Below are 24,993 nucleotides of genomic sequence, written 5' to 3' on the forward strand. Positions count from 1 at the left end.
CACATTCGATCACTGTGGGAGCTGGCTTGTCAGCGATGGCGTCAGTGCATTCAACACCGATAAACCGGCATATTCACGTACATATCCAGGGTTGACGATCAACAACCGGCAGCTCAGTCTGCCGGTTCTCTTTTTCATCGCGGGGGTGGTCGATGCCTTTCTTCACGGTTGACGGACAAGCGCTGCACTACATTGATCAAGGCACCGGCCCAGCCGTGTTGCTGGCGGGCAGTTATCTGTGGGACACGGCCATGTGGGCGCCGCAGATCGCTGCACTGTCACCGCACTACCGGGTGATTGCGCTGGATTTGTGGGGCCACGGTGAGTCCGGGCGTTTACCTTCAGGCACCACGTCGCTGGATGACATCGCGCGGCAGATCGAGGCCTTGCTCGATCACCTGGGTATCGACCGGGTCACGTTGATCGGACTGTCTGTCGGCGGTATGTGGGGCGTACGTCTGGCCTTGTCGGCACCGCAGCGGCTCAATGGCCTGGTGCTGATGGATACGTACGTTGGCGTGGAGCCGGAACCCACCCGCCAGTACTACTTTTCGCTGTTCAAGCAGATCGAGGACAGCGGCGAGATCTCCGAACCATTGCTCGACATCGTGGTACCGATCTTCTTCCGCCCGGGCATCGATCCGCAGTCGGCGCTGTATCAGGACTTCCGCGCGAAACTGGCGGCGTACACTGCGGACCGCCTGCGCGAAAGCATCGTGCCCATGGGGCGTATCACTTTCAGTCGGGATGACCTGCTACCGCGTCTGAGCGAATTGAATGCCGCGACCACGCTGGTGCTGTGCGGCGATCAGGACAAACCGCGACCGCCGTCAGAGGCCAAGGAGATGGCGCAGCTGATTGGTTGCCCGTGTGTGCTGGTGCCGGAGGCGGGGCATATCTCCAGTCTGGAGAATCCCGAATTTGTCACCGAGGCGTTGCTCGGCTTTTTGGCTGAGCGTCATTGAAAATGATCGCAGCCTGCGGCAGCTCCTACAGAAAACGCGTTCCCATGTAGGAGCTGCCGCAGGCTGCGATCTTTTGATCTGGCTTATTTAGGCCCGAGAATCTTCGCCAGTTTGTCCGGCGAAGGCGCGCCTTGCTGCTGTTGCAGCTCACCCTTGTCGTCCATGTAGAAGATGGCCGGCGTCGCCTGCAACTCCAGGTCTTCCATCAACTGCATGTTGGCGGCCAGTTTGGTCTGCACCGCTTTTGGAATGTCTTTCAAGGGCTTGAGGGTGCTGGCCTTGCCGGCCTTCTCATGGTCTTCCAGGGCTTTGGCCGGATCTTTCGCGGCCAGCAGGGCGGCGGATTTCGCCGGGCTGTCTTCGCGGATGATCCCGACCATGATGTGCCGCAGTTGCACCTTGCCGGCCTTGACCCATGGCCGCGCCTGTTCCCAGAACATGTTGCAGTACGGGCAGTTCGGATCGCTGAACAGGTACACGGTACGCGGCGCATCCTTGTCGCCGTCCTGAATCCAGTTGCTGGCTTCGAACTTGCCCCAGATTTCCTTGGCCATCGGCGCGTAGACCAGTTTTTGCAGCGGTTCGCTGCTCAAGTCCTTGCCGTCGGCGTCGTACAAATTGCCGAGCAACACATGCTGGCCGTCCGGCGTCAGGTACAGCGCCATGCCACGGTTCTGGTACTGCGCCGCATAGCCGCGCAAGCCGTCCGGGGCGTCGAACTGGCCGACGATTTTTGCGCCCTTGGCTTCGATCTGCTTGATCGCGGCGGGCAATTCTTCGGCAGCCTGCACCGACGGCAGGTGCAGCAGGGCAGTGCCCAGGGTCAGCGTCAGCAGGTGGCGGAGGCGGGGCATGGCAGTTTCCTTGCAGAGGTGGCCGGTGCGGCGGTTGGATTCGGGGTGTCGAAGTTTTCCAGGGCGCGGGCCAGACTGGCGTTCGACAGTTCGCCCAGATGGCTGCTCAGCAAGCGACCGTCAGGGCTATAGAACAGCGTAGTTGGCAGTGCCATGGAACCCACGGCCTGGCCGAGTCGACCGCTGCGGTCGAACAGCACGTTGTTCAGGCTCAGGCCCTGGGTTTCAAGAAAAGTCGCAACGCTTTGCATGCTTTCGGCCTGATTGACGAACAGAAAGGTCAGGTCCGGGCGTTGTTGTTGCGCATTTTCCAGCACTGGCATCTCGCGCCGGCACGGCGGGCACCAGGTTGCCCACAGGTTGATCACCAGCGGGCCGCCCTGATAGTCGCTGAGCTGGATGGTCTCGCCGGCGGCGTTGCGCAGGGTGATGTCCGGCAGGCGCGTGCCTTGTTCGTAGATATTCAGTGACAGGGTCGCCAACAGCCAGAACACTACGCCACTGGCCACGCCAAAACCCAGTGGCCGACGCAGCCCCGGGCGACGCCAGCCGCGATAGAGAGCGGCGAGCAGCAGCACGATCACCCCCGGCCAGGCGAGGAAACCGCCGTCGCGCAGGTCGATGATCTGCCACGGATCGTTGCGATAGTGGCCCCAGTACAGGGCCACAAAGGCCACGCGCGCCGCGAGCATGCCCAACAGGAACAGGCTGAACAGCGCCGACTCGGGGTTATCGCCACCACGCTTGGCCACCCGCCAGCCGACAAAGGTCGCCAGCGCCAAGGCACTGATCAGCAGCAGGTGGTTGAGCGCGATGGCAAAGGTGCCGAGGGTGAACGTCAGCATTTAATTGGCGTCTCGGGTGGTGGTCCAGCGTTGCAGGAACGTCTCGGCATCGACTTCGCCGGTAATGCGCTGGCTGCGCCGTTCTTCGCCGTCGGTGCCGATCCAGACAAAACTCGGTGGCCCCGGGACTTTGTAGCGGCCGAGCAGCTCGCGGCTGGCGGCATTGTCGGCAGTGACGTCGAGGCGCAGCAGGCGCACATCGCTCAACGCTTGCATGACTTTGTCTTTGCCGAACACCTGTTTCTCCATGACCTTGCACGACACGCACCAGTCGGCGTAGTAATCGAGCAGCACCCATTGGCCCTGAGCCTTGGCGCTATCCAGTTCGCGCTGCAGGGCTGCCGGATCCTTGATCGTGGTGAACGCGTCATGCCCGCTCGGCGTGGTGCTGGCGACCCGGCCAGCGCTGTACACCTGCAGCGGCTGATACGGGTCGTCACTGCCGCCAGCGGCACCGATCAGCAGCAGGCTGCCCCACAGACCGAGCAGCAGCGAACTGGCGCCGAACACTTGGGCGACGCGGCCGAAGCCTTCCGATTGCTTCCAGGCGCAGAACGCCGCGATCAGCAGCAGCGCGCCGCACAGGCCCAGCCACAGCGACGAGTCCAGCACCGGGCGCAACATCAGCAGCGCGGTCGCGAGGAACAGGAAACCGAAGATGCCCTTGAGCAGGTTCATCCACGCCCCGGGTTTGGGCAGGAAGCGATTGCCAACGGTCACCAGCAGCAACAGCGGTACACCGATGCCGATGCCCAGCGCGAACAGGATCAAGCCACCGTGCAGCGCATTACCGCTCTGCGCGATGTACAGCAAGGCGCCGGCCAGCGGTGCGGTCATGCACGGGCCGACCAGCAGACCGGACAATGCGCCGAGCACTCCGGCGCCGATCAGGCTGCCACCGTTGCGGCTGCGCGAAGCGTGTTCGAGGCGATCACGCAAGGCCACCGGCAATTGCAATTCGAAGAAGCCGAACATCGGCAGCGCCAACACCACGAAAATCGCCGCAAAGGCACCCAGCAGCCACGGATTTTGCAGCCACGCCTGCAGGTTGGCGCCGAGCAACGAGGCGATCACACCCATCGCGGCATACACCAGCGCCATGCAGATCACATAGCTGCTGGCCAGGGCGAAACCACGACGCGGGGTGGCGCCGCTGCCGACAATCATGCCCGCCAGAATCGGCAGCATCGGCAATGAACACGGGGTAAACGCCAGCAGCAGGCCGAGGCCGAAGAACACCAGCAGGCTCCAGCCCAGCGCCCGTTGTTGCAGGCTGCTGGCCAAGGCTTGATCCGGCGCTTCAGCACTGGCCGTTGGTGTTGCTTTGCCGCCCAGGTCGATGACCCGGGTCTGCGGCGGATAACACAGGCCGGCATCGGCGCAGCCCTGATAGCTGACCTTGATCTGACCGCTGGCCGAGGCCGGGACTTTCACCTCCAGCCCTTGGCGATACACCGGTTGTTCACCGAAGAATTCGTCGCTGTGCGACTCGCCCTCGGGCAACGACGGCTGCTGCTCTGCCGACAAACCGTCGAATTTCAGGCGTTTCTGGTACAGGTAATAGCCGTCGGTGATCTGCCAGAACAGCTGGGTTTCCCCGGATTCAAGGCGTTCGGAGGTCAGCACGAAGGCTTTGTCGACCGGCAGAAACTCCGGTTTGGTCTCGAATGGATTGTTCCCGGCCTGGGCCAGGCTGGAGATCAGCAGTGCAAACAAAAGAAAAAAATGACGCATGGAGGAGCCTTGTCCCTGTGCAAGTCTGGTGCACAGTGGCGGGTGGCGATTAACCGATGATTAACCGCCCCGCACGATGTCGGATGGCGACCCGACGCCGATTCACTGGTGCCTGCGAGTGGCTCAGTCCTTCAGCAGTCCGGGCCAGGTTGAGTCGGAGATTGTATACGGGCCAAATACTTTTTTCGCGTTCTGTTCATAACGCAGGTAGCGGTTGTCGTTCAGGAAAACATAAAAGTAAGTGTCGAAGGTCGGGTAGTCATTGGTGACGGCTGTCATCATTTGGTTTTTATATTCTTCCAGCGGTGCCCAGGGCGAACCTTTTAGAGGTAGTAGTTCCAGGGTCTTTGAGTATATTTCGTAGATCAGATAATTTCCGTCATTCAACAAGAACCAGTAACTCTCTCTTTGTGCAGTGCTTTCAGCCCACATGACGCCAACGATTTTTTCGTAGTAAGGCAATATTTTTTCCCACTTTGATTTGGCGATGGGGGTTTTCGAGATTGCCTTGTCGGTTTGTTGGCTGTACTCGCAAACGCAGGGTGTTGTTCCTTCGTCGTAGAACAGCCAGAGCGTGTCGACGCCACCGTTCCAGTGGGTGGTCGTCGTGGTAAAGCCAAAGCGCAAGTCTGCAGCAGTCTTGTCGAAGCCTTCCCATTTGCCATCCACCGGCTTGGGGAAGCCGGAAAGTACTTTGTTATCCTCGAAGTCGAAACGGGAATAACTGTTTTTCTCCGGGAAGAAGAAATAAATGCGGTCGGGGCCGGTGCGCCAGTCAACGGCTACGAAGTTTTTTGTAATGCTCATTCATGGTTCCTTTAATAGGTTGATTTATGTTTTAAAGTTTTGATTGGTTGTATGTAACTTGCGAAAGCGAGGTTAGTTATTAGTTGTGGTTTTGTATAGTTTGAAGGTGTTGGAATTCATGTCGGTTAGTTTGTTTTCAAGTTGATCAAGCGTTGTTCTTGCGCAAGCGGTCTGTTGGCAGTTTTGAGTCCGGACCTGGCGAACGGGTGAGTCGCTGCCGTGTCGGTTGTCGCCCTGCCATAATTGCGGCTTAATCCTGTTCTGTTCGACTTGCCTTTTATTTCAGGGAACCACCATGCACGTACTGGTTTGCGAAGACGATGAGTTGATCGCCAGTGGCATCGTCGCCGGCCTGACAGCCCAAGGCTTGACGGTCGAGCACGTCAACACCGCCTCCAAAGCACGGGCGATGCTCAAGGTCGCCGAATTCGACGTGATGGTGCTCGATCTTGGCCTGCCCGACGAAGATGGCCTCAAGTTGCTGCAACAATTACGTCAGCAGGGGCTGGAAATCCCGGTGCTGATCCTGACCGCGCGCGACTCGGTGACCGACCGGGTCGACGGCCTGCAAGCCGGGGCTGACGATTACCTGCTCAAACCCTTCGATCTGCGTGAATTGTTCGCGCGCCTGCAAACCCTGCTGCGCCGGGTCGCCGGGCGCAGCGTCAACCTGATTGAGCACGGTGCGCTGACCTACGATCCAAGCAGCCGCGAAACCACTCTGGCCGGGCAACCGGTGGATTTGTCGCGCCGCGAGCAATCGCTGTTGCAGGCGTTGTTGCACAACCGTGGCCGGGTGTTGTCCACCGAGCAGTTGAAGGACAGCGTCTACGGCTTCAATGACGAACTGGAGAGCAACGCCCTCAACGTGCATATCCACCACCTGCGCAGCAAACTCGGCAAGGGCATCGTCGAAACCGTGCGCGGTCTGGGTTATCGCCTTGGGCCGGCCGATGGTGGAGAACAACAGAAGTGATGAGCCTGCGTCTGCGCCTGAGTCTGACCCTCGGCGCCGCGTTTGCCCTGATCTGGGCCCTCGCCGCGGCCTGGATGCTCAGCGACTTGCGCAATCAGATGATGTTTTCTCTCGATCAGCGATTGGTGGCTTCGGCGCGCATGGTCGCCGGGCTGCTGGAGCAACTGCCGGCGCTGCCGAGCAAGGGCGAGGGCACCCATTTCAGCGCCGAACAATTGAACATTCCCGGCGGCATGGCCTGTCAGGTCAGTTCGTTGCGCGGGGAGATTCTCGCGCGTAGTCACAGCAGTCCCGAGCAAACCCTGGAAGCGGAAAAAATGGGCTTCCATGACCAGATGATCGATGGCGCGCCGTGGCGCAGTTTTACCCTCGCACGAGGCGACGTGCGGATCACCACGGCTGATCGGCAGATCGAACGCGAAGCGCTGAACATGTCGATCCTGCTGGCGGCCTCGGTGCCGGTCGGCGTGGCGTTGCTCGGTTGTCTGTGCCTGTTGTGGCTGGGCATCGGCCAAGGCCTGGCACCGCTTAATCGCCTGCGCGAAGCCTTGATGCGGCGTAACGCCGATTCGCTGGAACCGTTGCAACTGCAGTCGTTTCCCAGCGAACTGAAACCGCTGCTCGATACCCAGAATCAGTTGTTTCAGCGCATCGGCAAGACCATCGAGCGCGAACGACGGCTGACCGGCGATGCCGCGCATGAACTGCGCAGTCCGCTGACCGCGATCAAGACCCACCTGCAAGTGGCGCGCATGACCGAAGGCAGTGCCCGCGATCAGTCGCTGGCGCGGGCCGAGGAGGGCGCCGACCGCATGCACCGTACGCTGGAGCAACTGCTGTTGCTGGCGCGGGTCGAGGGCAGTCTGTCGTTCGATGATGGCGTGCAGTGCAGCGCCGAGCAGGTGGCAAAACTGGCGATGCAGGATGCAGCGGGCGGTGAGCGTCAGCGCATCAAACTGCACTTGCCCAAGCAGCTCTCCAGTGCGCCGGTGCAAATGCCGGCGGTGCTGTCGATTGCCGCGTTGCGCAACTTGCTCGACAACGCTCTGCGCCATACCCCCGCGGACGCTGAGGTGGAACTGAGCCTGGAAACCGTCGGCCAGCGCGCCCGTTTTGTGGTGCGCGACCACGGTCCGGGGATTGCGGCGGAAGATCTGCAGCACCTGACCCAACGCTTCTGGCGCAACGGCCAGAGCACCGGCTGCGGCCTCGGCCTGGCCATCGTCCAGGCCATTGTTCAGCGCTGCGCCTGCACCCTGCATTTCGACAGCCGCGCGGATGGGCTGCGCGTTGAGCTGACCATGCCGCTGCAGTCCATCTGAAAACACTCCCCCCTTGTAGGAGCTGCCGCAGGCTGCGATCTTTTGATTTTGATTTTCAAGATCAAAAGATCGCAGCCTGCGGCAGCTCCTACAGGGGATTTGTGGTGTGGCACATCAAATGTAACGTCTATGCGTTGGTGATTTGGCAATCGCGGCGCTAAGGTCGGGGCTGCTCTGACTCAATGGATTGAGGGAACGCGCCATGCAAGCACCGATCTGCATTCGTCCAGCGAAACCTGCCGACGCCGGCCTCATCAGTCGCATCATCGAGCGTTCGATTCGCGTCGGTTGTGCGCTGGAACATCGCAACGACCCGCAGCAGGTCAACCGCTGGATTGACCGGCAATCCGCCGACATCATCAGTGCGCGCCTTGCCGACTCGCATTGCTACCTGAACGTCGCCCTGCTGCAGGACAAACCGGTGGGGGTCGGCATGGCCACGGCCAGCGGTGACATCGGTTTTTGTCATGTGCAGCCGGAATGGTTTCGCCGTGGCGCAGGACGTGCACTGATGAGCGACCTGGAGGGCTGGCTGCGGATTCGTGGCGTGCTGCAGGCGCGCATCGCCAGCACCCAGAGTGGCGCGGCTTTTTATCGACATCTGGGCTACCGCGATCTGGCGCCACCCGCCAGCGATCAGGGCTTGCACCGCGTGACGCTGCACAAGCCGTTGGCATTGTCCGGCTGACAACTCGATCAAGGGTCTAAATCCTCGCTCCGCTTAAGCGTTTCCAGAACAGGAAAACCTGCATGTGCGCCCCGTGACCGGAACGCGCACCTGTGCGGTGTGCTGTTTTGGTCACTATCCATAGCGTATTGAGGGGTCGAGAGATGTCAGTCGCCACCAGCCTTATCGAAGAGTCGTCAGGGCGGATCACCGCCACGCCGGCGGAAACCCTGTACCAGTTCAACGAATCGCCACTGTTGGCCCGGCAGAACCAGCAGGAGTCCAATGCCCGCAGCTACCCGCGACGCATTCCGCTGGCCCTCAAACGCGCCAAGGGCCTGTACGTCGAGGATGTCGAAGGGCGTACGTTCATCGATTGTCTGGCCGGCGCTGGCACGCTGGCCTTGGGGCATAACCACCCGGTGGTGATCGAGGCGATCCAGCAAGTATTGGCGGATGAATTACCGCTGCACACCCTCGACCTGACGACGCCAGTGAAGGATCAATTCGTCCAGGACCTGTTCGGCCTGTTGCCGCCGGCACTCGCGGCCGAGGCGAAAATCCAGTTCTGCGGGCCGACCGGCACCGATGCGGTGGAAGCCGCGCTGAAACTGGTACGCACCGCCACCGGGCGCAGCACCGTTCTGTCGTTCTCCGGCGGTTATCACGGCATGAGCCAGGGCGCCTTGAGCCTGATGGGCAGCCTGGGGCCGAAAAAGCCGCTGGGCGCCTTGCTCAGCAACGGTGTGCAATTCATGCCGTTTCCGTACGACTACCGTTGCCCGTTCGGTCTCGGCGGCGCAGCCGGGGTCAAAGCCAACCTGAGTTATCTGGAAAACCTGCTCAACGATCCTGAAGCCGGCGTGCAGTTGCCAGCAGCGGTGATCGTCGAGGCGGTGCAGGGCGAAGGCGGGGTGATTCCGGCTGACGTCGAGTGGCTGCGCGGTTTGCGCCGGATTACCGAGAAGGCTGGCGTGGCGCTGATCGTCGATGAGATCCAGAGCGGTTTCGCCCGTACCGGCAAAATGTTTGCCTTCGAACACGCCGGTATCGTCCCCGACGTAGTGGTGTTGTCCAAAGCCATCGGCGGCAGCCTGCCATTGGCGGTGGTGGTCTATCGCGACTGGCTCGACACCTGGCAACCGGGTGCCCACGCTGGCACGTTCCGTGGCAATCAGATGGCGATGGCCGCCGGTTCCGCAGTGATGCGTTATCTGCTTGAGCACAAGGTCTGCGAACACGCCGCCGCCATGGGCGAACGCCTGAGCGAACATCTGCGCATCCTGCAACGCGACTTCCCGCAACTGGGCGACATCCGCGGGCGTGGCCTGATGCTCGGCGTCGAGTTGGTTGACCCGAACGGCGCGCCGGATGCGCTTGGTCACCCACCCGCGTTCGCCCGTCTGGCACCGCTGGTGCAGCGCGAATGCCTCAAGCGCGGACTGATTCTCGAATTGGGCGGCCGGCATGGCGCGGTGGTGCGCTTCCTGCCGCCGCTGGTGATCACCGCCGCCGAAATCGACCGTGTCGCCGAGATCTTTGGCCGGGCCTTGGCCGCTGCCACTGCCGCTGAGTAAATTTTTCGCAGCGCCGGACGTTCTTTCTACATAACCGGCTGCACTCGGCTGCAGCCCACCCTCACAACGATGGAGAACCAGCATGACGTCAGTATTCGACCGCGAGGACATCCTCTTTCAGGTCGTGGTCAACCACGAAGAGCAATACTCGATCTGGCCGGATTACAAAGCCGTGCCGCAAGGCTGGCGCACCGTGGGCAAGAGCGGCCTGAAGAAGGAATGCCTGGCCTACATCGAAGAAGTCTGGACCGACATGCGTCCGCTGAGCCTGCGCCAGAAGATGGAAGGGCAGATGGCTGCTCAGTAATCTGACAGGTAAAAACAAACCCGCTGGACTGGTGACAGTCAGCGGGTTTTTTATGGGCTTCAAAAGATCGCAGCCTGCGGCAGCTCCTGCAGGGTGTAAATATTCCCGTGTAGGAGCTGCCGAAGGCTGCGATCTTCTGATCTTAGGCCGAAGGCCCGCCGCTCAACCCCTTGAGCAACAAATCCACATTCCCCACCAGCTCCGCCACCGGATCCTCGGCATCGGTACTCAACACCAGCAAATGACTGCCCGACGCGGCAATCGCCGCTTTCACCGCCTCGGACGGCTGACGATGATGCAGCACCACGGCCACGTCATTGTCCTTGAGCGTCGACGTGAGTTTCTTCAAGTCCTCGGTTGTCCACTCGGCATCCGGCCTTGGATCCTGACCAATCAGCTCCAGATTCAGGCTGCCGATCAGGTAACCGAAGTGATCGCTGAGGCTCAGCACACTGAGGTTGTCGACCTCGGCCAGACGCGCTTCGCTGTCGGCGCTGAGTTTGAGCAGGCGCTGTTTCAGCGCCGCCAGATTGGCCTCGATCTTCGGTTTGGCCGACGGCGCCAGGCGCACCAGATCCGCCGCGATCACGTCAGCCATCCGTCCCATGTTGTTGCTCGCCAGCCATGGCTGACTGTTCAAGCCATCGACCTTCAGCCCCGGCTGCACAGCGATCCCCGGCAGGGCGCCGTCCACCGGACGTGCTGCGTCGACCTCGACAATGCGAATGTTGCTGCGCCGTGCGATCGGGTACAGCGGATCGTCCGCCCACAGCGAGCGCACGCCGATCACCGCATCGGCATCGCCTGCCAGTTTGCCCAGCGCCGGTGCGCCGCGACCGGTGAAGTACGCAGTCTGACGGCTGCCCGGCAGATTGGCCGGGGCCGCGCGTTCCAGGCTGACGTCGGTGCCTTTGAGCAGCACTTCGCCGAGGCCGTAGGTGATGGGCAGCGAGGCCAGTACGCGTAGCGGTTGAGGGTTTTCAGCCGCCAGCAACGGGCTGCCGACCACGCCGCACAGGGTCATGGCCAGGGTCAGTTTTCGCAGGGAGAAAGTCATTTATCCAAGGTTCCCTTTCAGACTCGGAACAACCCCGCGCGCAATGGCGGCGAGGGCAAAGGCGATGCCGGCGACCAGAATGATCGCGGCGCCGGACGGGATCGGCAGATCGAAGACAATCGGCGCGAGAATTCCGCACAGGGTGCTGACGGTGGCAATCAGCACCGAGCACCAGAAGAAGCCCTTGAGCGACTGGCTGAGCAAACGTGCTGCTGCCGCCGGAATCACCAGCAACGCGCCGACCAGAATCGCGCCGATGACCTTCACCGCCGCGACGGTGATCAGCGTCACCAGAATCACGAACAGGTAATCCAGAGTCTTCACCGCGACGCCGCGCACCGCCGCCAGTTGCGGGTTGAAACTGGCGAGCATGATCCGGTTGTACAGCGGCAACGCCAGGGCCATGACCAGCGAGCCGACAATCGCCAGCACCAGCAGGTCGTTGCCGTTGACCGTCAGCACCGAACCGAACAGCACGTTCTCCAGAATGTGCACGTTGATCTTGCCGGCCAGAATCAGCAGCAGGCTTGCACCCAAGGCCAGCGACACCGAGAGGAACACACCGATCAGGGTGTCCGGCGCCAGACCGGTGCGGTTGCGCAGGTAATTGAGCAGGATGCCGAACAACAGGCAGTAGCCGAACAGGCTGCCGTACGGCCCGGTGTAGGGTTCGCCGAGCAGAATGCCGATGGCCACGCCGGTCAGCGCCGCATGGCCGACCGCTTCGGAGAAAAACGCAAAGCGCTTGACCACCACCAGCGTGCCGAGGCCACCGAGCACCGGGCCGATCAGCAGCCCGGCGAGCAGCGCGTTGACCACAAATCCGTAGGCCAGCGCTTCCGGCAGGTAACCGGACGACGCCCAGCCCTGAACCATCAAACGAAAGGCTTCGTAACTCATCAGACCGCGCTCCGAGGATGGGTGGAAAACAGGCTCAGCAGCCGTTCCGGGGTCAGCGCCTGTTGCGGCGTGGCGTCGAACAGCACGCGGCGGTTGAGACCAGTCACCCGGTCGGCCAGGCGCTTGACCGCTTCCAGATCGTGCTCGATCCACAGCACGGTGATGCCGGCGGCGCGCCAGTCGCCGAGCAGGCGTTCGAAGACCTGGATCCCGGCTTCGTCGAGCGCCGACATTGGCTCATCCAGCACCAGCAGTTGCGGGGCCGGGATCAAGCCTTGGGCGAGCAACACACGCTGGCGTTCGCCACCGGACAGCGCACCCATGCGCCGCTTGCGTTTGTCCTGCATGCCGACCCGTTCCAGCGCCTCGCCGATGGCGTTGGCGTAGTGTCTGCTCAAACCGAGAAAGGCCGGACGCCGCTGGCACATGGCGGCCATGAAATCGTCGACGGTCATCGGCAGGCCGCGATCGAACTCCAGCGCCTGCGGCACGTAGCCGGTGGTCCCGGGTTGGCCGGGCCAGTGCAGGCTCAGTTGACCCTGATGCGGCATTTGCCCGAGCAGGGTCTTGATCAGCGAACTCTTGCCGCCGCCGTTGGGGCCGACCAGGGCGTGCACGTGGCCGGGTTGCACTTGAAAGGTGACGTTGTCGAGGATTGTCGTGCGCCCGAGCGTCAGAGAGACTTGCGCAAAATCCAGAGTCGGCCCCAATCCCTGTGGGAGCGAGCTTGCTCGCGAATGCGGTGTGTCATTCGACAAAGATGTTGGCTGACCCGGCGCCTTCGCGAGCAGGCTCGCTCCCACAGGGGATTGATGGGTGTCAGAGAGGGTTTCTTTTGCTGTCATGCCCCGGACTCCTGAATCGCCCGCACCACGGTGTCGAGGTTGCCGGTCATTTCCTTTTCGTACTTGTCGGCGCTGTATTCGCCGTAGGAAATGTGCGACAGCGGGTACAGCTTCACCCCAGACTCACGCTGGATGGTTTCGACGTAGGTCGAAGGGAAATCCATCTCGGAGAAGATCACCTTCACATCGAGCTCGCGCAGTTGGTCGATGGTCTTTTTCAACTGGCTCGGGCTCGGTTCGATGCCGTGGGCCGGCTCGACCACGGCCGTCACTTCCAGGCCGAATTCGCGCAGCAGGTAGTCATAAGCCGCATGCACCGTGGCCACGCGCAGTTCGGCGTTCGGTGCCTGGGTCAGTTTGGCCAAGGCATCGGCGCGCATCTGCCGCAAGCGTTTGCCGTAGGCGCGGGCGTTCTGGGTATAGGTCTTGGCGTTGTCCGGATCGAGCTTGCCCAGCTCGCGGGCAATATTGTTGACCTGAGCAATCGAGGCGCTGATCGACAGGAAGGTGTGCGGGTTGACCACTTTGCCGGCGCCGCGCGCCGCGGTACCGGTGGCGGCCAGCAGCGGCACGTTTTCGTTGGCTTCGATGGTCTTGATGTTCGGTGTTTCGCTGGCGGCGATCATGCGGTCGGCGAAGTCGTCATGGCCGACCCCGTTGAGCACAATCACGTCCAGCCCGCTGATGCGCTTGATGTCTTCGGCGCGTGGCTCGTAGGCGTGCGGGTTGAAACCGGCGGGAATCAGCGGCACCACCTCGGCCTTGTCGCCGACTATGTTCGCCACATAGCTGTAGTACGGGTGCAGGGTGATGCCGATGCGCAGGCGTTTGCCCGGATCGGCGCTGGCCAGCGGGCTCAGCAGGCACGCGCACAGGCCTAAGAGCAAGGTGCGCAGGAGGGGACGGCGAGGCAGGGAAATAAGCATGGGCAAGCGGTCTTCTCTCGGGTGAAGGCGAAGGTTCAGTGGCGATGCTCGCGGGTCACGCCGGCATCGAACTGCGCGATGATCTGTTTCCAGCCAGCGGCGGACAGCGCGGCGTCGGTCAGGTCGGCGGGCGTCTGCAGCTCGGCGGCGCGGTTGAGCCAGATGTCCGGCGCGGCAGTGGCGTCGGCGCTCAGCCGCATCAAGAATGAACCGGCGACGGCGGGCGCCTGGCTGTGGCCGAAATAGGCGGTGTCCGCCAGCAATTGCCAGGCATGCCCGCCACGGCTGACCGAACTGGCGTCCTGGGCGAACGGGGCGAAACCTTCTTCGGCCAGGGTCGGTGGCGTCGGCAGGCTTTGCTGTTCTGCACGCAGCAGGCGGATTTCGTCGAGGGTCACTCGCAGGTCGGCGTAGATGCCTTGCTCGGCGGCACTCAGGTCGCGCCGCGCATCGAGCTGATGGCTGGCAACCGGTTCCGGTTCATGGGACACCCCGCGCCATGCCACCACCGAGCCGGCGACGGCAAGGATCAGCAAACACAACAGCAGAACGTTAAGGGTTTCATGCCCGGCACCGGCCGGGCGGACGACTTGGGTGGTGGGCGTGCTCATGGGGCCTCGATGTCGGCTTGGTCGATTTCCACAACGTGGCCGGGGCCGGCGTCGAACAGCACATAAAACTCGGCCGCTGGTTTTTTGAACGTCACGGTCGAGTCGGCGCCGAGCTTGCCCGGCAGCAGAATGGTTTCGTCGTAACCGATCACATCGAGGGTCACCCCCGGGGCGCCGCTGCCGTCGGAGAAGCCGCCGGTGCATTTGATCTGCTCGGCATCAACGGCTTTGCATTCGCACATCGGGTTATGGGCCAGGGCGCCGGCGCTGAAACCTGCGCACAGCATCAGCAACGCGGCGCGCAACCGCAGGCGGGAAGGGCGTTGAACGCGGTTCATGGTTTGGCTCCTTGTTTGGTCAGCCAGGCGAGGGTCGCGGGAGAGGCCTGGCTCAGGGGAATCGAGGCTTGGTGCAGGCTGCCGTCCCAGCCTTCCATGGTGATCCACAGTTCGGCATCGGCCTTGGTCTTTTCCGCCACCGGCAGTTGCGCGCCCATGCGATACGGCGTGCCGAAGAAAATCACCCCGGCGGCGCGCAGGCTGCGCGGTTTGCCGATGCGCAGGTAGGTGGCCTTGACCTGTTCGACGCAGGCGTCGCAGAGGGCGGCATTGAAGTCCTTCATGTAGCCGGCGGGGCCGCTCAGGCGCGGTGCTTCGTTACGCAGTTCGGCCAGGCGCAGGCTCCACGGGCCGACCTGGATTTCGCCGACCTCATGTTCACCGAGGCCGACGTCACCGCGAAACAGCGCAGCATCGGCGAAGTACTTGGGCATGAACCCCAGCGGAATCAGCAGCAACAAGGCGTTCAGGTGAAAGCGCCATTTGTGCCAGAAGCGGCGCAGGGCGGACGGTTGGGCAGTGCGATTGGACGGGCTCACAGGCTGACCTCCGCCGGTTCACGGCTGACGCGGGGGCTGCGGGCCTTTTTATTCTCGCGCTTGAGGGCGTTGGCGGTGGCCAGCGCGGTGCGCTTGGTCCAGATCAACAGGCCGCTGAGGACCATCATGCTCAGCAGCAGGCCGAAGAAGAACCAGATCAGTTTGATCCACAGACCGCCGAAATCACCGGTGTGCAGCGGGCGCATCGACTCGGTGACGAACTCCAGCGAAGAGCGGTCAGTCAGCAGTCGGGTGGCGGCCATGTCACCGTTGTACGGGTTGAGCGTGGCGGTCTGGAACATCAGTGGATACCAGCCGCGACCGCCAACACTCAAGTGACTGTAGGCATTGCCCGGCAAGCTGACGAAGCTGACGTCCAGCCCGGGGATGTGCTGTTCGGCGATCTGTACCGCGCGATCAAGGCTGATTCGTGGGGGAGGACTGGCGTCGTTCGACATCGGTACGCTCTCCCGGGACATGGCGGGAATGATCGGCTCGCTGCTGATGGACACCTGGTTGTCGGCCAGAATGGCCTGAATCAGAAACCAGGTGCCGGTGATCGAGATCACCGCGATGAACCAGATTGACCAGATGCCGCTCAGTCGATGGAAATCGCCCCAGAAGATCCTCGCGCCGTGGCGAAATCGCAGGGTGGGCTTGAAGAAGCCTTTCCAGAATCGTTTGTAGACCACCAACCCGGTGACCAGCGAGGCCAGCATCGGCAGGCCGAGGAATGACACCAGGTACCAGCCCCAACTGAAACCGTTGGTGAACGGCACCAGCCACCAGCCGTGCAGGGCCCGGGTGAACGCCTTGAAGTTGAAGTCCGGCGCCGGGCCTTGAATCACCCCCGTGTACGGGTTGACGTAGACCGTCTGGGTGCGGCCGTCGGGGTAGCTGACCTCGACATCGAGGGCGAAGTGCGACTCGTCGGGACGGCTGATGCTTTCCACCAGCGTCTGCGGTTCGGCCTGTTTGATCGCGGCCAGCACCTGATCGTAACTGAGCCGCGGCGCATCGTCCGACGGTTGGCTGGCGCGCATCTGCGGGTTGGCCAGCCAGACGATTTCCTGGCTGACCACCGCCAGCGTGCCGGTGACACAGACGATCAGGACAAAAAACCAGATCGGCAACGCGAGCCAGCTATGCACCAGGAACCACAGTTTGGAACGGGATTTCTTCGACATGTTTGCGCGTCTTGATTTCGATGAAAGGGCACGCGGCTACGGGCTTCGCAGCGCGGGTGTCCGCAAAAAGGCGCGGTCGTGGCGGTTGCCTGTGCGAACGGCCTGCATCTCTATAGGACGGATGAGCCGGACAAATCCCGATGGCTGATATGAAAGTAAATGTTTCGCACTTCGCAGGGGGCGACGACATCCCCCTGTAGGAGCTGCGGCACGCTGCGATCTTTTGATCTTGATCTTTAAACAACAGATCAAAAGATCGCAGCCTCGTTGCACTCGACTGCTCCTACAGGATTTTTGCGGGCAGGCGATCAAACACGCTTCATGAATGCCGCTCTCACTGCCTGCCAATTGATGCGATCAAGGCGCTCCCTATGATGGAAAGCACTGGATTTCCCGAGTGAGCCCCCTGATGAGCCCCAGAACCCTCTACGACAAACACATCGATTCGCACACCGTGTGCCGCCTCGACGATCAGGGCCATGTGCTGCTGTATATCGATCGCCAGGTGATCAACGAATACACCAGCCCGCAGGCGTTCAGCGGTCTGCGCGCCGCCGGGCGCAAGGTCTGGCGGCCGGGCACGGCGCTGGCGGTGGTCGATCACGTCAATCCGACCACGCCGCAACGGGTGGCGGCGATGCCCGATGCCGGCGGTGCGCGGCAGGTGTCGTATCTGGCGGAAAACTGCCGGGACTTCGGCATCGAACTGCTGGATATCCTCGACAAACGTCAGGGCATCGAGCATGTGATCGCCCCGGAGCAGGGCTTCATTCTGCCGGGCATGGTCATCGCCGCGGGCGACAGCCACACCACCACCTACGGTGCGCTGGGGGCGTTCGGGTTTGGCATTGGCACCTCGGAAATCGAGCACCTGCTGGCCTCACAAACGCTGGTCTACAAACGCCTGAAAAGCCTGCGCGTGACGGTGGAGGGCGAGCTGGCACCGGGGCTGACGTCCAAGGATGTGATCATGGCGCTGATCGGCCGCATCGGTGCGTCGGGTGCCACGGGTTATGCCATTGAATTCTGCGGTTCGACCATCGAAGCCCTCAGCGTCGAAGCGCGGATGACCATTTGCAACATGGCGGTCGAAGCCGGTGCACGCGGTGCATTCATGGCGCCGGACGAAAAAGTCTTTGCTTATCTCAACGGCAAACCCCGCGCACCGCAAGGCGAACGCTGGGCGCGCGGCGTGGAAAAATGGCGTGAACTGCGCAGCGATCCCGGTGCGGTGTTCGACCGCGAAATCCACCTCGACGCCACTCTGCTGGAACCGATGGTCACTTGGGGTACCAGCCCGGATCAGGCGGCGCCGATCGGCGCGCAGGTGCCGGACCCGCAAAGCATCGACGATCCGATCCTGCGTCAGGACATGCGCCGCGCCCTGCACTACATGGGCCTGGAGCCGGGCATGGCGCTGCGCGATATTGTCATCAGTCACGCGTTTATCGGCTCCTGCACCAACGCGCGGATCGAGGATCTGCGTGACGCCGCCAGCGTTGTGCGCGGGCGGCGGGTGGCCGGGCATGTGCGGGCGATGATCGTGCCCGGTTCCAGCGAAGTGCGCGCTCAGGCCGAGGCTGAAGGGCTGGCGCAGATCTTTATCGACGCCGGGTTTGAATGGCGTCAGTCCGGTTGCTCGATGTGCCTGGCGATGAACGATGACGTGCTCGCGCCCGGCGACCGTTGCGCCTCCAGCACCAACCGCAATTTCGAAGGCCGCCAGGGTGCCGGGGCGCGTACGCACCTGATGAGCCCGGCGATGGTCGCCGCCGCCGCGATCAGCGGCCACCTCACCGACATCCGCCACTTTGGAGAACGTCCATGAGTCTGCAACCCTTCACGCAAGTCAGCGGCCAGGCCGCGCCGCTGCTCGCGGCCAACGTCGACACTGACGTGATCATGCCCAAGCAGTTTCTCAAGGGGATCGACCGTCAGGGACTGGATCGTGGGCTGTTTTTCGATCTGCGCTTTCTCGCCGACGGTACGCCCAACCCGGAATTCGTGTTGAACCAGCTAGCCTGGCAGGGCGCGAGTTTTCTGGTGGTCGGGGCGAATTTCGGCTGCGGTTCCAGCCGCGAACACGCGGTGTGGGGGCTGCAGCAAATGGGCATTCGCGCGCTGATCGGCAGCCGTTTCGCCGGGATCTTCTTCGACAACTGCCAGCGCAACGGGGTGTTGCTGATCACGCTGGATGAGGCGCAGGTGCAGCGTATTGGCCGGTTGGTGAGTCAGCCTGAAACGGCGCAGATCAGTGTGGATCTGGAGACGCAGCAGATTCGTCTGGCGGACGGTGAAGTCATCGATTTCCAGATTGACGGCTTGCGCAAGACCGCGCTGTTGCTGGGGCTGGATGCGATTGGCAGTACCTTGCAGCGACAAGCGCAGATCGAGGCGTTCGAGCGCGAACACCTGGCCGCCAACCCATGGCTGGCCTGACACCCCTTTGACCCCGTGGGAGCTGGCTTGCCAGCGATGAGGCCAGCACATCCAGCATTTATATTGGCTGAGCTGACGCCTTCGCTGGCAAGCCAGCTCCCACAGGGTTTTGTGGTGTTTGGGCTAGAGAGAAAGATCCTTGAAATGCCCCTGCAAAAACTCCACACACGCCCGCAGCTTTCCGGAGTTGGCCAGCCGCGTCGGGTACACCGCCCAGACATTGGCGCTCTGGCTGTAATCGGCCAGCACCGGCAGCAGTCGGCCCTGTTCCAGCAACGGTTTCACATCCCACAATGAGCGCAGCAACACCCCGCGTCCGTCGAGCGCCCATTGCAGGACGATCTCGCCGTTGTTGGACGACAGCGGCCCACTGACGCGCACGCTTTCCTGCGTGCCGTCACGATCCAGATGCCAGATGCCGAACGCGTTGTCGCGCTCCTTGATCACCAGACAATCGTGTTGTTGCAGATCGTCCAGGGTCTGCGGTGTACCTCGGCGTTCAAGGTATCCGGGCGCAGCGCACAGCACCCGGCGGTTGCTCACCAGTTGCCGGCCGATGTGCTGACCGGGCAGGTCGTCGCCGACGCGGATTTCCAGATCGAAACCTTCATTGACGATGTCCACCGCGCGGTCGAACAGGTCCAGGCGAATCTGCAATTGCGGGTGCCGTTCCGCCAGCAGCGAAACCGCAGGCGCCACATGGTTGCGGCCGAAACCGAAACTGCTGCAGATGTGCAGGCGTCCGCGTGGGCTGTCGTGGGCGTCGGCCAGATCGTCGTGCAGTTGCTGGAAATCATCGAGGATGCGCAAAGCCCAGCGCTGCACGCGCTCGCCGTCCTCGGTCAGCGACACGCGGCGACTGGTGCGGTGCAGCAGGCGGGTGCCGAGGGTCGATTCGAGAATCTGGATGCGTTTGCTGACGTAGGCCGGGCTCAGGCCCAGCTCATCGGCGGCGGCTGCGAAGCCGTTCTTGCGGATCACGGTCAGCAGCACCCGCAGGTCTTCGGGCAGGGGCACGGGGTCTTGGTTCCGGGACATGTGGGGGCGGGCACTGGCGGCACAAGCCGCCAGCATAGCATCGGTGGGGAACGCTCGATTCAGCGCAGGAAATCCAGCGCTTCGGCGAGCAACAGTTCGGGCACTTCTTCGGCCAGATAATGCCCGGCCGGCAGCGCCTTGCCACTGACGTTGGTTGCCACGTGCTGCCATTCCTTGAGCGGGTCGAAGCAGCGCCCGACCGTGCCTTGCGCGCCCCACAGCACCCGCAGCGGCAGGTCAAGATGATGGCCGGCAGCGATGTCGGCCCGGTCATGTTCCAGGTCGATGCTGGCGCTGGCGCGGTAGTCCTCGCAAATGCCTCGGGCGCTGCCGGGACGTTGCAGACAACGCAGGTATTCGCTGAACGCTGGCCCGGTAAACGGCGTGAGCCCGGCGCTGCGGCTGCCCATGACGCTGCGCAGATAGCCTTCGGGATCGGCTTCGATCAGGGTTTCCGGCAACGGCGCCGGGCGGATCAGGAAGAACCAGTGCCAATAGGCGCGGGCAAAGGCCTCGTTGGTCTGCGTGTACATCGCCAGGGTCGGGGCGATGTCCAGCAGCATCATCCGTTGCACCGCAGCGCGGTGGTCGAGGGCCAGGCGATGGGCGACCCGCGCGCCACGGTCGTGGGCCAGCACCGAAAACTGTTCAAAGCCCAGCGCCTGCATCAACTCGAGGTTGTCCCTGGCCATTTCGCGTTTTGAGTAATGACGATGCTGTTCATCGGCAGCCGGCCGGGCGCTGTCGCCGTATCCGCGCAGGTCGGCGGCGACCACGGTGAAATGCTCCGCCAACTGCTCGGCAATCTTGTGCCAGATCACATGGGTCTGCGGGTGTCCGTGCAACAGCAACAGGCCCGGGCCGCTGCCGCCGAGGCGGTAGGCGATGTCGACACCGTTGAGGTGGCGCTGGTCTTTGCTGAATCCGGCAAACATCGGGCTGATCCTTGTTCAGGTGCTTGTAGGGTGCATCCTGAAAGTCTCTGGCATGCGGGGCAAGGGGTGAAGCGTGGTGTGGTGGTTCATGAAGTGTGATGTGTGTCGCCAGGGCTGGCCCCTTCGCGGGCAAGCCCGCTCCCACAGTGTTTTTCTGTGTGACACCAATCGTGTAAACACCAAAGATCTCTGTGGGAGCGGGCTTGCCCGCGAAGAGGCCAGCCCAGCCCCTGAAAATCTCAACCCTGCTGAAACATCTCCATCGCCCGCTGCCTGATCTGCTCCTCGGTCAGATCCTCCTTGCGCGTCGCCAGAAACCACAGATGCCCATAAGGATCTTTCAGCGTCCCGCTGCGATCACCATAAAACTGATCCTTGACCTCGGACACCGCTTGCGCCCCGGCCTCCAGTGCCCGCTGAAAGGATTTGTCGACATCGGTGACATACAGATGCAGACCGACCGACACGGCATGGTCCGGGCCGCTCAATGGCCCTTGATCGCACGGTGTGCCGAGCATGATCGCGCTGTCGCCAATGCGCAGCTCGGCGTGGCCGATACGGCCGTCCGGCATGTCCAGGCGCATGACCACCGTGGCGCCGAAGGCTTTTTTATAGAATTCGATGGCCTCGGCAGCCTCGAGGATGCCGAGGTACGGGGTAATGCTGTGATACCCCTCGGGAATGGGTTTGACGCTCATGACGTTCTCCCTGTTCTTTGTTTTGCGAGGTAGGGCTCCACCGGATTTGTGGAAAATTCACTATAGAACTGTCTGCGCGGGCAGAATTTTTCCCCGACGAGCCGTCAGCCGAGAAAGTGCGCCCCCGGCCCTTTCTCACCGAGCACATCGCCCTGGTTGCGCAACGGGCAAGCTTCCATCGACAGACAGCCGCAGCCGATGCAGCCGGTAAGCCGGTCACGCAACAGGGTCAGCTGATTAATCCGTTCATCCAGCTCGCAGCGCCATTGCTCGGAGAGGATTTTCCAGTCCGCTGCGGTTGGTGCGCGGTCGTCGGGGAGTCTCTTCAGCGCCTCGCCAATCTCCGCCAGCGGAATACCCAGGCGTTGCGCGACCTTGATCAACGCTACTCGGCGCAAGACCGCCCGTGGATAACGGCGCTGATTGCCGGCATTGCGCTGGCTCTTGATCAGGCCTTTGGCTTCATAAAAGTGCAGGGCAGTGACCGCGACACCGCTGCGCGCGGCGACTTCGCCGACCGTGAGCTGTTTGTGCAGGTTTTCCGGAGTGATCATTTTGCAAAGGACTCTTGACCTTGACTTAACTAGAGGTTTTACCCTGCAGGTCTTCGAGTCGCAAGACTCGGCTTAATCAGTGGGGACTTCTCATGCAAACCTCAGCGAAAAATCGCAGTTTTACCCAATTGATCGAATTCGAGATCGAGCCGCGTCAGCAGCCGGCATTGGTTTCGGCGCTGTCGCAGCAGAGCGAACATCTGGCGCAGCGCTACGCAGGCTTCGTCAGCGCCAGCGTCCAGGTCAGCGACGACGGTCGGCGGGTGCTGAGCTTGCTACAATGGCAAAGCCGCGAAGCCGGGGAGGCGGCGTTCTGTCGCTATGAAAGCGGCGAGCAGGATTTCTGGCAGCTGATCCGCGCCCATCAGGCGAAAACCGTGACCTTCAATTCATTTCAGGTGTTGAGCAGCATCGCCCGCAGCCATGACGATGCGCTGCACTGCAACCTGGTCGGCTAGATCGACAACTGGATCAGGCGTTCACCGCGCAGGTTCTCCGTGAGCCGCCGCTTGTTCACCGCCAGTTCGCCGATCTTGATCAGCCGTGTGCGCGTGACGTTGCGGCTCAGACCGAGCAGCGCGGCGGTGTGCACCTGGTTGTAATGGCAGAAGCGATAGGCGGCGCGCAGCAAGGCGTCTTCGACCTTTTCGTGGAGGGCGCCGGCCTGTTGCTCGAAGAGCTTTTGAAAGGCCCGTTCCAGCAACGCTTCCGGTGAATCGTCGGCGCCTGACTGCTGATCGTCCGCGCGCTCGATGCGCAGGTTCGACAGGCGCAGATCATCGCGCTCGATCACGCCATTGCGGCAGATCAACAGGGTGTGATGGATGACGTTTTCCAGTTCGCGGATGTTCCCTGGCCAACTGTAGCTGCGCAGTTTCTGTTCGGCACCGGGGCTGATGCTGACCCGTCCGTAACCCAGGCGCTGGCTGTAGGCCTCGATGAAATGCCGGGTCAGCGGCAGGATGTCGCCGGGCCGTTCGCGCAGCGGACTGAGTTCCAGATTGACCACGTTCAACCGGTAGAACAGGTCTTCGCGGAAGTTGCCGGCATTGATCGCTTTCTCCAGTTGCACGTTGGTCGCGGCCAGCACCCGCACATCGATCGGAATGCTTTTGCGCGAACCGAGGCGCACCACTTCGCGTTCCTGCAACACCCGCAGCAACTTGACCTGAATCGCCATCGGCAAATCGCCGATTTCGTCGAGGAACAAAGTGCCGCCGTCCGCCTCTTCGAACCAGCCGGCCTTGGCGCTGAGCGCGCCGGTGAAAGCGCCTTTTTCATGGCCGAACAGCTCGGCTTCCACCAGTGATTCGGAGAAGGCGCCGCAGTTGACTGCGACAAACGGCCGATGCCGGCGGTGGCTCAGGTTGTGAATATGCCGCGCCACCAGTTCCTTGCCGGTGCCGGTCTCGCCGATGATCAGCACGCTGGCTTCGCTCGGCGCGATTTGGTTCAGATGCGCCAGCAAGGCCTGGGATTTCGGGTCTTCGAAGACTTGCGCGGTGGCACGGATCGACGTCGCCAGAGCGGGTGAGGGCGGAAGGGTCAGCAGTTGCATGGGACTCGCTCCATTAAAGGCAAGATCAGGAATAGAACGTCGGCACCGGCAGCGCCTGGTTCAGCGCCCAGTCGCCCAGCTCGTGTAGTTTGTAATCGAGCGGGTCGTGCAGAGTCTGCGTGCGCAGGTTGCGCCAGTGTCGGTCGAGACGCAGCGAGGCGTGGGTTGAACGCGCGCCGGTGACTTCGAACAAACGGCTGCAGATGTCCAGTCCCTGACGACTGGCGGCGACCTTGGCGGTGGCAATCGCCGTGGCCAGATGTCCACGTTCTTCTGCGGTCAGGTTCGGGCCTTTGGCCCAGGCCTCGTCGAGCAGCGCGGCGGCCCGCTCGACCAGCAGACGAATGCCTTCCAGTGCGACCCAGAACTCGCCGTAATGCGCGAGCACGTATGGGTCTTCGCGCACGTCGCGGGCGGCGGATTTGTGCCAGAGCCGGGTTTCGCTCAGGGTGTATTGGCGGGCTTCTGCAAAGGCACCTTCGGCGATCCCGAGAAACAGGTGGGTGAAGGTCAACTGCGCAATCAGCGGACGCAGGCAGGCGAACGGCGTGCTCAACGGGCCTGGATCGAGCAGCAGCTCGGATTCTTCGACCCGCACCCGTTCGAACGTGGCGCTGCCGCTGTCGGTCTGGCGCTGGCCGATGTTGTTCCAGTCGTCGTGCAGAGTGATGCCGCTGCGACCGCTGGGGATCGCCGCGATCAGCAACTTGCCGCCGGCACTTTCGTCGACGGCGGAAGCGATCAACATCTGCGAATCGCTGGCGCCGGAGCAGAAGCTTTTCTTCCCGGAAAACTCGCGCCAGCCGCCGAAGTCCTTGACCACAGTGCGGGTGTCGAGTGGGTTGAGGGCGTTACCCCAGAACCAGTTCTGCCGCGCGGTCTGTTCGAACCATGGCTGCCATTGTTCGGGCCGCGAGAACAGGCGCACGGTGGCAAGCATCAGGTGATGAAAGCCGAAGACGTGGGCGATGGAACTGTCGACCTTGGCGAACTCGCGCACGACTTGCAGGGTTTCGCTCCATGTCGCGCCGAGGCCGCCGTAACGGTTGGGAATGCTCAGAGCCAGCAGGCCGCTGTCGCGCAGGGCATCGCGTTCGGCCTTCGGTGTACCGCCGCGCTCGTCACGTTCGACGGCGGTCAGGGCAAATTCGGCGGCCAGTTGGCGCGCGGTCTGCAGCGGGGAGAGCAGGGTGCTTTGTGGTTTGGCGGTCACACCAAAACTCCTATGTTCTACAACTTCCGTGTAGGAGCTGCCGAAGGCTGCGATCTGTTGATTTGATTTTTACAAGCAAGATCAACAGATCGCAGCCTTCG

At 62.3% G+C, this 24,993-nt stretch carries 27 protein-coding genes; 9 read left to right on the forward strand and 18 right to left on the reverse strand.

The window, feature by feature from the left end; translation table 11 throughout:
• Positions 1 to 152: 152 nt before the first annotated feature.
• A complete protein-coding gene (locus L6D63_RS13605) occupies positions 153 to 965 on the forward strand; it encodes an alpha/beta fold hydrolase (protein ID WP_047295376.1) in 813 nt (270 codons plus the stop codon).
• Positions 966 to 1,048: 83 nt separating this feature from the next.
• Here the strand turns inward: L6D63_RS13605 and dsbG are convergent, their stop codons facing one another.
• The 4 genes from dsbG to L6D63_RS13625 all read right to left on the reverse strand — a co-directional run bounded on the left by dsbG (position 1,049) and on the right by L6D63_RS13625 (position 5,205).
• Positions 1,049 to 1,819: a thiol:disulfide interchange protein DsbG gene (dsbG, locus tag L6D63_RS13610; RefSeq protein WP_047295374.1), complete on the reverse strand. Its 771-nt coding sequence runs from the start codon at positions 1,817 to 1,819 to the stop codon at positions 1,049 to 1,051.
• The gene (locus L6D63_RS13615) at positions 1,795 to 2,664 is read right to left on the reverse strand and encodes a TlpA disulfide reductase family protein (RefSeq protein WP_095668688.1); all 870 of its coding nucleotides are present in this window, start codon (positions 2,662 to 2,664) and stop codon (positions 1,795 to 1,797) included. Before L6D63_RS13615 ends, dsbG begins: the two co-directional genes overlap by 25 nt.
• A complete protein-coding gene (gene dsbD / locus L6D63_RS13620) occupies positions 2,665 to 4,398 on the reverse strand; it encodes a protein-disulfide reductase DsbD (RefSeq protein ID WP_047295371.1) in 1,734 nt (577 codons plus the stop codon).
• 123 nt (positions 4,399 to 4,521) lie between these two features.
• A complete protein-coding gene (locus L6D63_RS13625) occupies positions 4,522 to 5,205 on the reverse strand; it encodes a hypothetical protein (RefSeq protein WP_047295369.1) in 684 nt (227 codons plus the stop codon).
• Positions 5,206 to 5,500: 295 nt separating this feature from the next.
• On the opposite strand from L6D63_RS13625, the gene L6D63_RS13630 reads away from it, so the two are divergent.
• The 5 genes from L6D63_RS13630 to L6D63_RS13650 all read left to right on the forward strand — a co-directional run bounded on the left by L6D63_RS13630 (position 5,501) and on the right by L6D63_RS13650 (position 10,054).
• Positions 5,501 to 6,181: a response regulator gene (locus tag L6D63_RS13630; protein ID WP_007969056.1), complete on the forward strand. Its 681-nt coding sequence runs from the start codon at positions 5,501 to 5,503 to the stop codon at positions 6,179 to 6,181.
• Entirely contained in the window at positions 6,181 to 7,503 is a 1,323-nt protein-coding gene (locus tag L6D63_RS13635; RefSeq protein WP_047295367.1) for an ATP-binding protein, read from the forward strand. Before L6D63_RS13630 ends, L6D63_RS13635 begins: the two co-directional genes overlap by 1 nt.
• A 202-nt stretch (positions 7,504 to 7,705) precedes the next feature.
• The gene (locus tag L6D63_RS13640; RefSeq protein WP_047295366.1) at positions 7,706 to 8,191 is read left to right on the forward strand and encodes a GNAT family N-acetyltransferase; all 486 of its coding nucleotides are present in this window, start codon (positions 7,706 to 7,708) and stop codon (positions 8,189 to 8,191) included.
• Positions 8,192 to 8,334: 143 nt separating this feature from the next.
• The gene (locus tag L6D63_RS13645) at positions 8,335 to 9,747 is read left to right on the forward strand and encodes an aspartate aminotransferase family protein (RefSeq protein WP_131671624.1); all 1,413 of its coding nucleotides are present in this window, start codon (positions 8,335 to 8,337) and stop codon (positions 9,745 to 9,747) included.
• A gap of 82 nt (positions 9,748 to 9,829) precedes the next feature.
• Positions 9,830 to 10,054: an MbtH family protein gene (locus L6D63_RS13650; RefSeq protein WP_041069721.1), complete on the forward strand. Its 225-nt coding sequence runs from the start codon at positions 9,830 to 9,832 to the stop codon at positions 10,052 to 10,054.
• Between the two features lie 142 nt (positions 10,055 to 10,196).
• Here L6D63_RS13650 and L6D63_RS13655 read toward each other — a convergent pair whose 3' ends face one another.
• From L6D63_RS13655 to L6D63_RS13690, 8 genes are read right to left on the reverse strand one after another with little or no spacing between them, the layout of a single operon-like run.
• Positions 10,197 to 11,111 (reverse strand): metal ABC transporter substrate-binding protein, encoded by a 915-nt coding sequence (locus L6D63_RS13655; protein ID WP_131671623.1) that lies wholly within the window; start codon positions 11,109 to 11,111, stop codon positions 10,197 to 10,199.
• Positions 11,112 to 12,011, reverse strand: coding sequence for a metal ABC transporter permease (locus L6D63_RS13660; protein WP_003226663.1), 900 nt, complete (start codon positions 12,009 to 12,011; stop codon positions 11,112 to 11,114).
• Positions 12,011 to 12,856: a metal ABC transporter ATP-binding protein gene (locus L6D63_RS13665; protein ID WP_131671622.1), complete on the reverse strand. Its 846-nt coding sequence runs from the start codon at positions 12,854 to 12,856 to the stop codon at positions 12,011 to 12,013. The genes L6D63_RS13660 and L6D63_RS13665 overlap by 1 nt, the downstream gene beginning before the upstream one ends.
• Entirely contained in the window at positions 12,853 to 13,782 is a 930-nt protein-coding gene (locus L6D63_RS13670) for a metal ABC transporter substrate-binding protein (protein WP_095668696.1), read from the reverse strand. The genes L6D63_RS13665 and L6D63_RS13670 overlap by 4 nt, the downstream gene beginning before the upstream one ends.
• A gap of 35 nt (positions 13,783 to 13,817) precedes the next feature.
• Entirely contained in the window at positions 13,818 to 14,393 is a 576-nt protein-coding gene (locus L6D63_RS13675) for a DUF6162 family protein (protein ID WP_131671621.1), read from the reverse strand.
• Positions 14,390 to 14,731: a hypothetical protein gene (locus L6D63_RS13680; RefSeq protein WP_007965473.1), complete on the reverse strand. Its 342-nt coding sequence runs from the start codon at positions 14,729 to 14,731 to the stop codon at positions 14,390 to 14,392. The genes L6D63_RS13675 and L6D63_RS13680 overlap by 4 nt, the downstream gene beginning before the upstream one ends.
• Positions 14,728 to 15,270: a hypothetical protein gene (locus L6D63_RS13685; RefSeq protein ID WP_041069742.1), complete on the reverse strand. Its 543-nt coding sequence runs from the start codon at positions 15,268 to 15,270 to the stop codon at positions 14,728 to 14,730. The genes L6D63_RS13680 and L6D63_RS13685 overlap by 4 nt, the downstream gene beginning before the upstream one ends.
• Positions 15,267 to 16,457 (reverse strand): PepSY-associated TM helix domain-containing protein, encoded by a 1,191-nt coding sequence (locus L6D63_RS13690; protein WP_121186451.1) that lies wholly within the window; start codon positions 16,455 to 16,457, stop codon positions 15,267 to 15,269. Before L6D63_RS13690 ends, L6D63_RS13685 begins: the two co-directional genes overlap by 4 nt.
• A gap of 409 nt (positions 16,458 to 16,866) precedes the next feature.
• On the opposite strand from L6D63_RS13690, the gene leuC reads away from it, so the two are divergent.
• Positions 16,867 to 18,285, forward strand: a complete 1,419-nt coding sequence (gene leuC, locus L6D63_RS13695; protein WP_131671620.1) for a 3-isopropylmalate dehydratase large subunit — start codon at positions 16,867 to 16,869, stop codon at positions 18,283 to 18,285.
• Positions 18,282 to 18,896: a 3-isopropylmalate dehydratase small subunit gene (leuD, locus tag L6D63_RS13700; RefSeq protein WP_131671619.1), complete on the forward strand. Its 615-nt coding sequence runs from the start codon at positions 18,282 to 18,284 to the stop codon at positions 18,894 to 18,896. Before leuC ends, leuD begins: the two co-directional genes overlap by 4 nt.
• A 123-nt stretch (positions 18,897 to 19,019) precedes the next feature.
• On the opposite strand, the gene L6D63_RS13705 is transcribed toward leuD, so the two are convergent.
• The 4 genes from L6D63_RS13705 to soxR all read right to left on the reverse strand — a co-directional run bounded on the left by L6D63_RS13705 (position 19,020) and on the right by soxR (position 22,121).
• Positions 19,020 to 19,970, reverse strand: coding sequence for a LysR substrate-binding domain-containing protein (locus tag L6D63_RS13705; protein WP_095668701.1), 951 nt, complete (start codon positions 19,968 to 19,970; stop codon positions 19,020 to 19,022).
• Between the two features lie 23 nt (positions 19,971 to 19,993).
• Complete coding sequence (locus L6D63_RS13710; protein WP_131671618.1) at positions 19,994 to 20,869, reverse strand: alpha/beta fold hydrolase; 876 nt, start codon at positions 20,867 to 20,869, stop codon at positions 19,994 to 19,996.
• A 239-nt stretch (positions 20,870 to 21,108) separates the two neighbouring features.
• Positions 21,109 to 21,567 carry a VOC family protein gene (locus L6D63_RS13715; RefSeq protein WP_131671617.1) on the reverse strand — a complete coding sequence of 153 codons (459 nt, stop codon included), beginning with the start codon at positions 21,565 to 21,567 and terminating at the stop codon, positions 21,109 to 21,111.
• Between the two features lie 104 nt (positions 21,568 to 21,671).
• Positions 21,672 to 22,121, reverse strand: a complete 450-nt coding sequence (gene soxR / locus L6D63_RS13720; protein ID WP_131671616.1) for a redox-sensitive transcriptional activator SoxR — start codon at positions 22,119 to 22,121, stop codon at positions 21,672 to 21,674.
• A gap of 92 nt (positions 22,122 to 22,213) precedes the next feature.
• Between soxR and L6D63_RS13725 the strand changes: the two genes are divergently transcribed.
• The gene (locus L6D63_RS13725) at positions 22,214 to 22,579 is read left to right on the forward strand and encodes an antibiotic biosynthesis monooxygenase (protein ID WP_003226650.1); all 366 of its coding nucleotides are present in this window, start codon (positions 22,214 to 22,216) and stop codon (positions 22,577 to 22,579) included.
• Here L6D63_RS13725 and L6D63_RS13730 read toward each other — a convergent pair.
• Together L6D63_RS13730 and L6D63_RS13735 are read right to left on the reverse strand one after the other, a co-directional pair.
• Positions 22,576 to 23,679 carry a sigma-54 interaction domain-containing protein gene (locus L6D63_RS13730; RefSeq protein ID WP_131671615.1) on the reverse strand — a complete coding sequence of 368 codons (1,104 nt, stop codon included), beginning with the start codon at positions 23,677 to 23,679 and terminating at the stop codon, positions 22,576 to 22,578. The genes L6D63_RS13725 and L6D63_RS13730 overlap by 4 nt on opposite strands.
• Before the next feature lie 25 nt (positions 23,680 to 23,704).
• The gene (locus L6D63_RS13735; protein WP_121186443.1) at positions 23,705 to 24,892 is read right to left on the reverse strand and encodes an acyl-CoA dehydrogenase family protein; all 1,188 of its coding nucleotides are present in this window, start codon (positions 24,890 to 24,892) and stop codon (positions 23,705 to 23,707) included.
• Positions 24,893 to 24,993: the final 101 nt, after the last annotated feature.

The sequence above is a fragment of the Pseudomonas parakoreensis genome, assembly GCF_021602155.1.
GTDB lineage: Bacteria > Pseudomonadota > Gammaproteobacteria > Pseudomonadales > Pseudomonadaceae > Aquipseudomonas > Aquipseudomonas parakoreensis.

Bases quoted from the DNA above. Each gene is read 5' to 3' on its own strand.
- L6D63_RS13605 (WP_047295376.1), top strand. From the start codon at position 153: ATGCCTTTCTTCACGGTTGACGGACAAGCGCTGCACTACATTGATCAA.
- dsbG (WP_047295374.1), bottom strand. From the start codon at position 1,819: ATGCCCCGCCTCCGCCACCTGCTGACGCTGACCCTGGGCACTGCCCTG.
- L6D63_RS13615 (WP_095668688.1), bottom strand. From the start codon at position 2,664: ATGCTGACGTTCACCCTCGGCACCTTTGCCATCGCGCTCAACCACCTG.
- dsbD (WP_047295371.1), bottom strand. From the start codon at position 4,398: ATGCGTCATTTTTTTCTTTTGTTTGCACTGCTGATCTCCAGCCTGGCC.
- L6D63_RS13625 (WP_047295369.1), bottom strand. From the start codon at position 5,205: ATGAGCATTACAAAAAACTTCGTAGCCGTTGACTGGCGCACCGGCCCC.
- L6D63_RS13630 (WP_007969056.1), top strand. From the start codon at position 5,501: ATGCACGTACTGGTTTGCGAAGACGATGAGTTGATCGCCAGTGGCATC.
- L6D63_RS13635 (WP_047295367.1), top strand. From the start codon at position 6,181: ATGAGCCTGCGTCTGCGCCTGAGTCTGACCCTCGGCGCCGCGTTTGCC.
- L6D63_RS13640 (WP_047295366.1), top strand. From the start codon at position 7,706: ATGCAAGCACCGATCTGCATTCGTCCAGCGAAACCTGCCGACGCCGGC.
- L6D63_RS13645 (WP_131671624.1), top strand. From the start codon at position 8,335: ATGTCAGTCGCCACCAGCCTTATCGAAGAGTCGTCAGGGCGGATCACC.
- L6D63_RS13650 (WP_041069721.1), top strand. From the start codon at position 9,830: ATGACGTCAGTATTCGACCGCGAGGACATCCTCTTTCAGGTCGTGGTC.
- L6D63_RS13655 (WP_131671623.1), bottom strand. From the start codon at position 11,111: ATGACTTTCTCCCTGCGAAAACTGACCCTGGCCATGACCCTGTGCGGC.
- L6D63_RS13660 (WP_003226663.1), bottom strand. From the start codon at position 12,011: ATGAGTTACGAAGCCTTTCGTTTGATGGTTCAGGGCTGGGCGTCGTCC.
- L6D63_RS13665 (WP_131671622.1), bottom strand. From the start codon at position 12,856: ATGACAGCAAAAGAAACCCTCTCTGACACCCATCAATCCCCTGTGGGA.
- L6D63_RS13670 (WP_095668696.1), bottom strand. From the start codon at position 13,782: ATGCTTATTTCCCTGCCTCGCCGTCCCCTCCTGCGCACCTTGCTCTTA.
- L6D63_RS13675 (WP_131671621.1), bottom strand. From the start codon at position 14,393: ATGAGCACGCCCACCACCCAAGTCGTCCGCCCGGCCGGTGCCGGGCAT.
- L6D63_RS13680 (WP_007965473.1), bottom strand. From the start codon at position 14,731: ATGAACCGCGTTCAACGCCCTTCCCGCCTGCGGTTGCGCGCCGCGTTG.
- L6D63_RS13690 (WP_121186451.1), bottom strand. From the start codon at position 16,457: ATGTCGAAGAAATCCCGTTCCAAACTGTGGTTCCTGGTGCATAGCTGG.
- leuC (WP_131671620.1), top strand. From the start codon at position 16,867: ATGAGCCCCAGAACCCTCTACGACAAACACATCGATTCGCACACCGTG.
- leuD (WP_131671619.1), top strand. From the start codon at position 18,282: ATGAGTCTGCAACCCTTCACGCAAGTCAGCGGCCAGGCCGCGCCGCTG.
- L6D63_RS13705 (WP_095668701.1), bottom strand. From the start codon at position 19,970: ATGCTGGCGGCTTGTGCCGCCAGTGCCCGCCCCCACATGTCCCGGAAC.
- L6D63_RS13710 (WP_131671618.1), bottom strand. From the start codon at position 20,869: ATGTTTGCCGGATTCAGCAAAGACCAGCGCCACCTCAACGGTGTCGAC.
- L6D63_RS13715 (WP_131671617.1), bottom strand. From the start codon at position 21,567: ATGAGCGTCAAACCCATTCCCGAGGGGTATCACAGCATTACCCCGTAC.
- soxR (WP_131671616.1), bottom strand. From the start codon at position 22,121: ATGATCACTCCGGAAAACCTGCACAAACAGCTCACGGTCGGCGAAGTC.
- L6D63_RS13725 (WP_003226650.1), top strand. From the start codon at position 22,214: ATGCAAACCTCAGCGAAAAATCGCAGTTTTACCCAATTGATCGAATTC.
- L6D63_RS13730 (WP_131671615.1), bottom strand. From the start codon at position 23,679: ATGCAACTGCTGACCCTTCCGCCCTCACCCGCTCTGGCGACGTCGATC.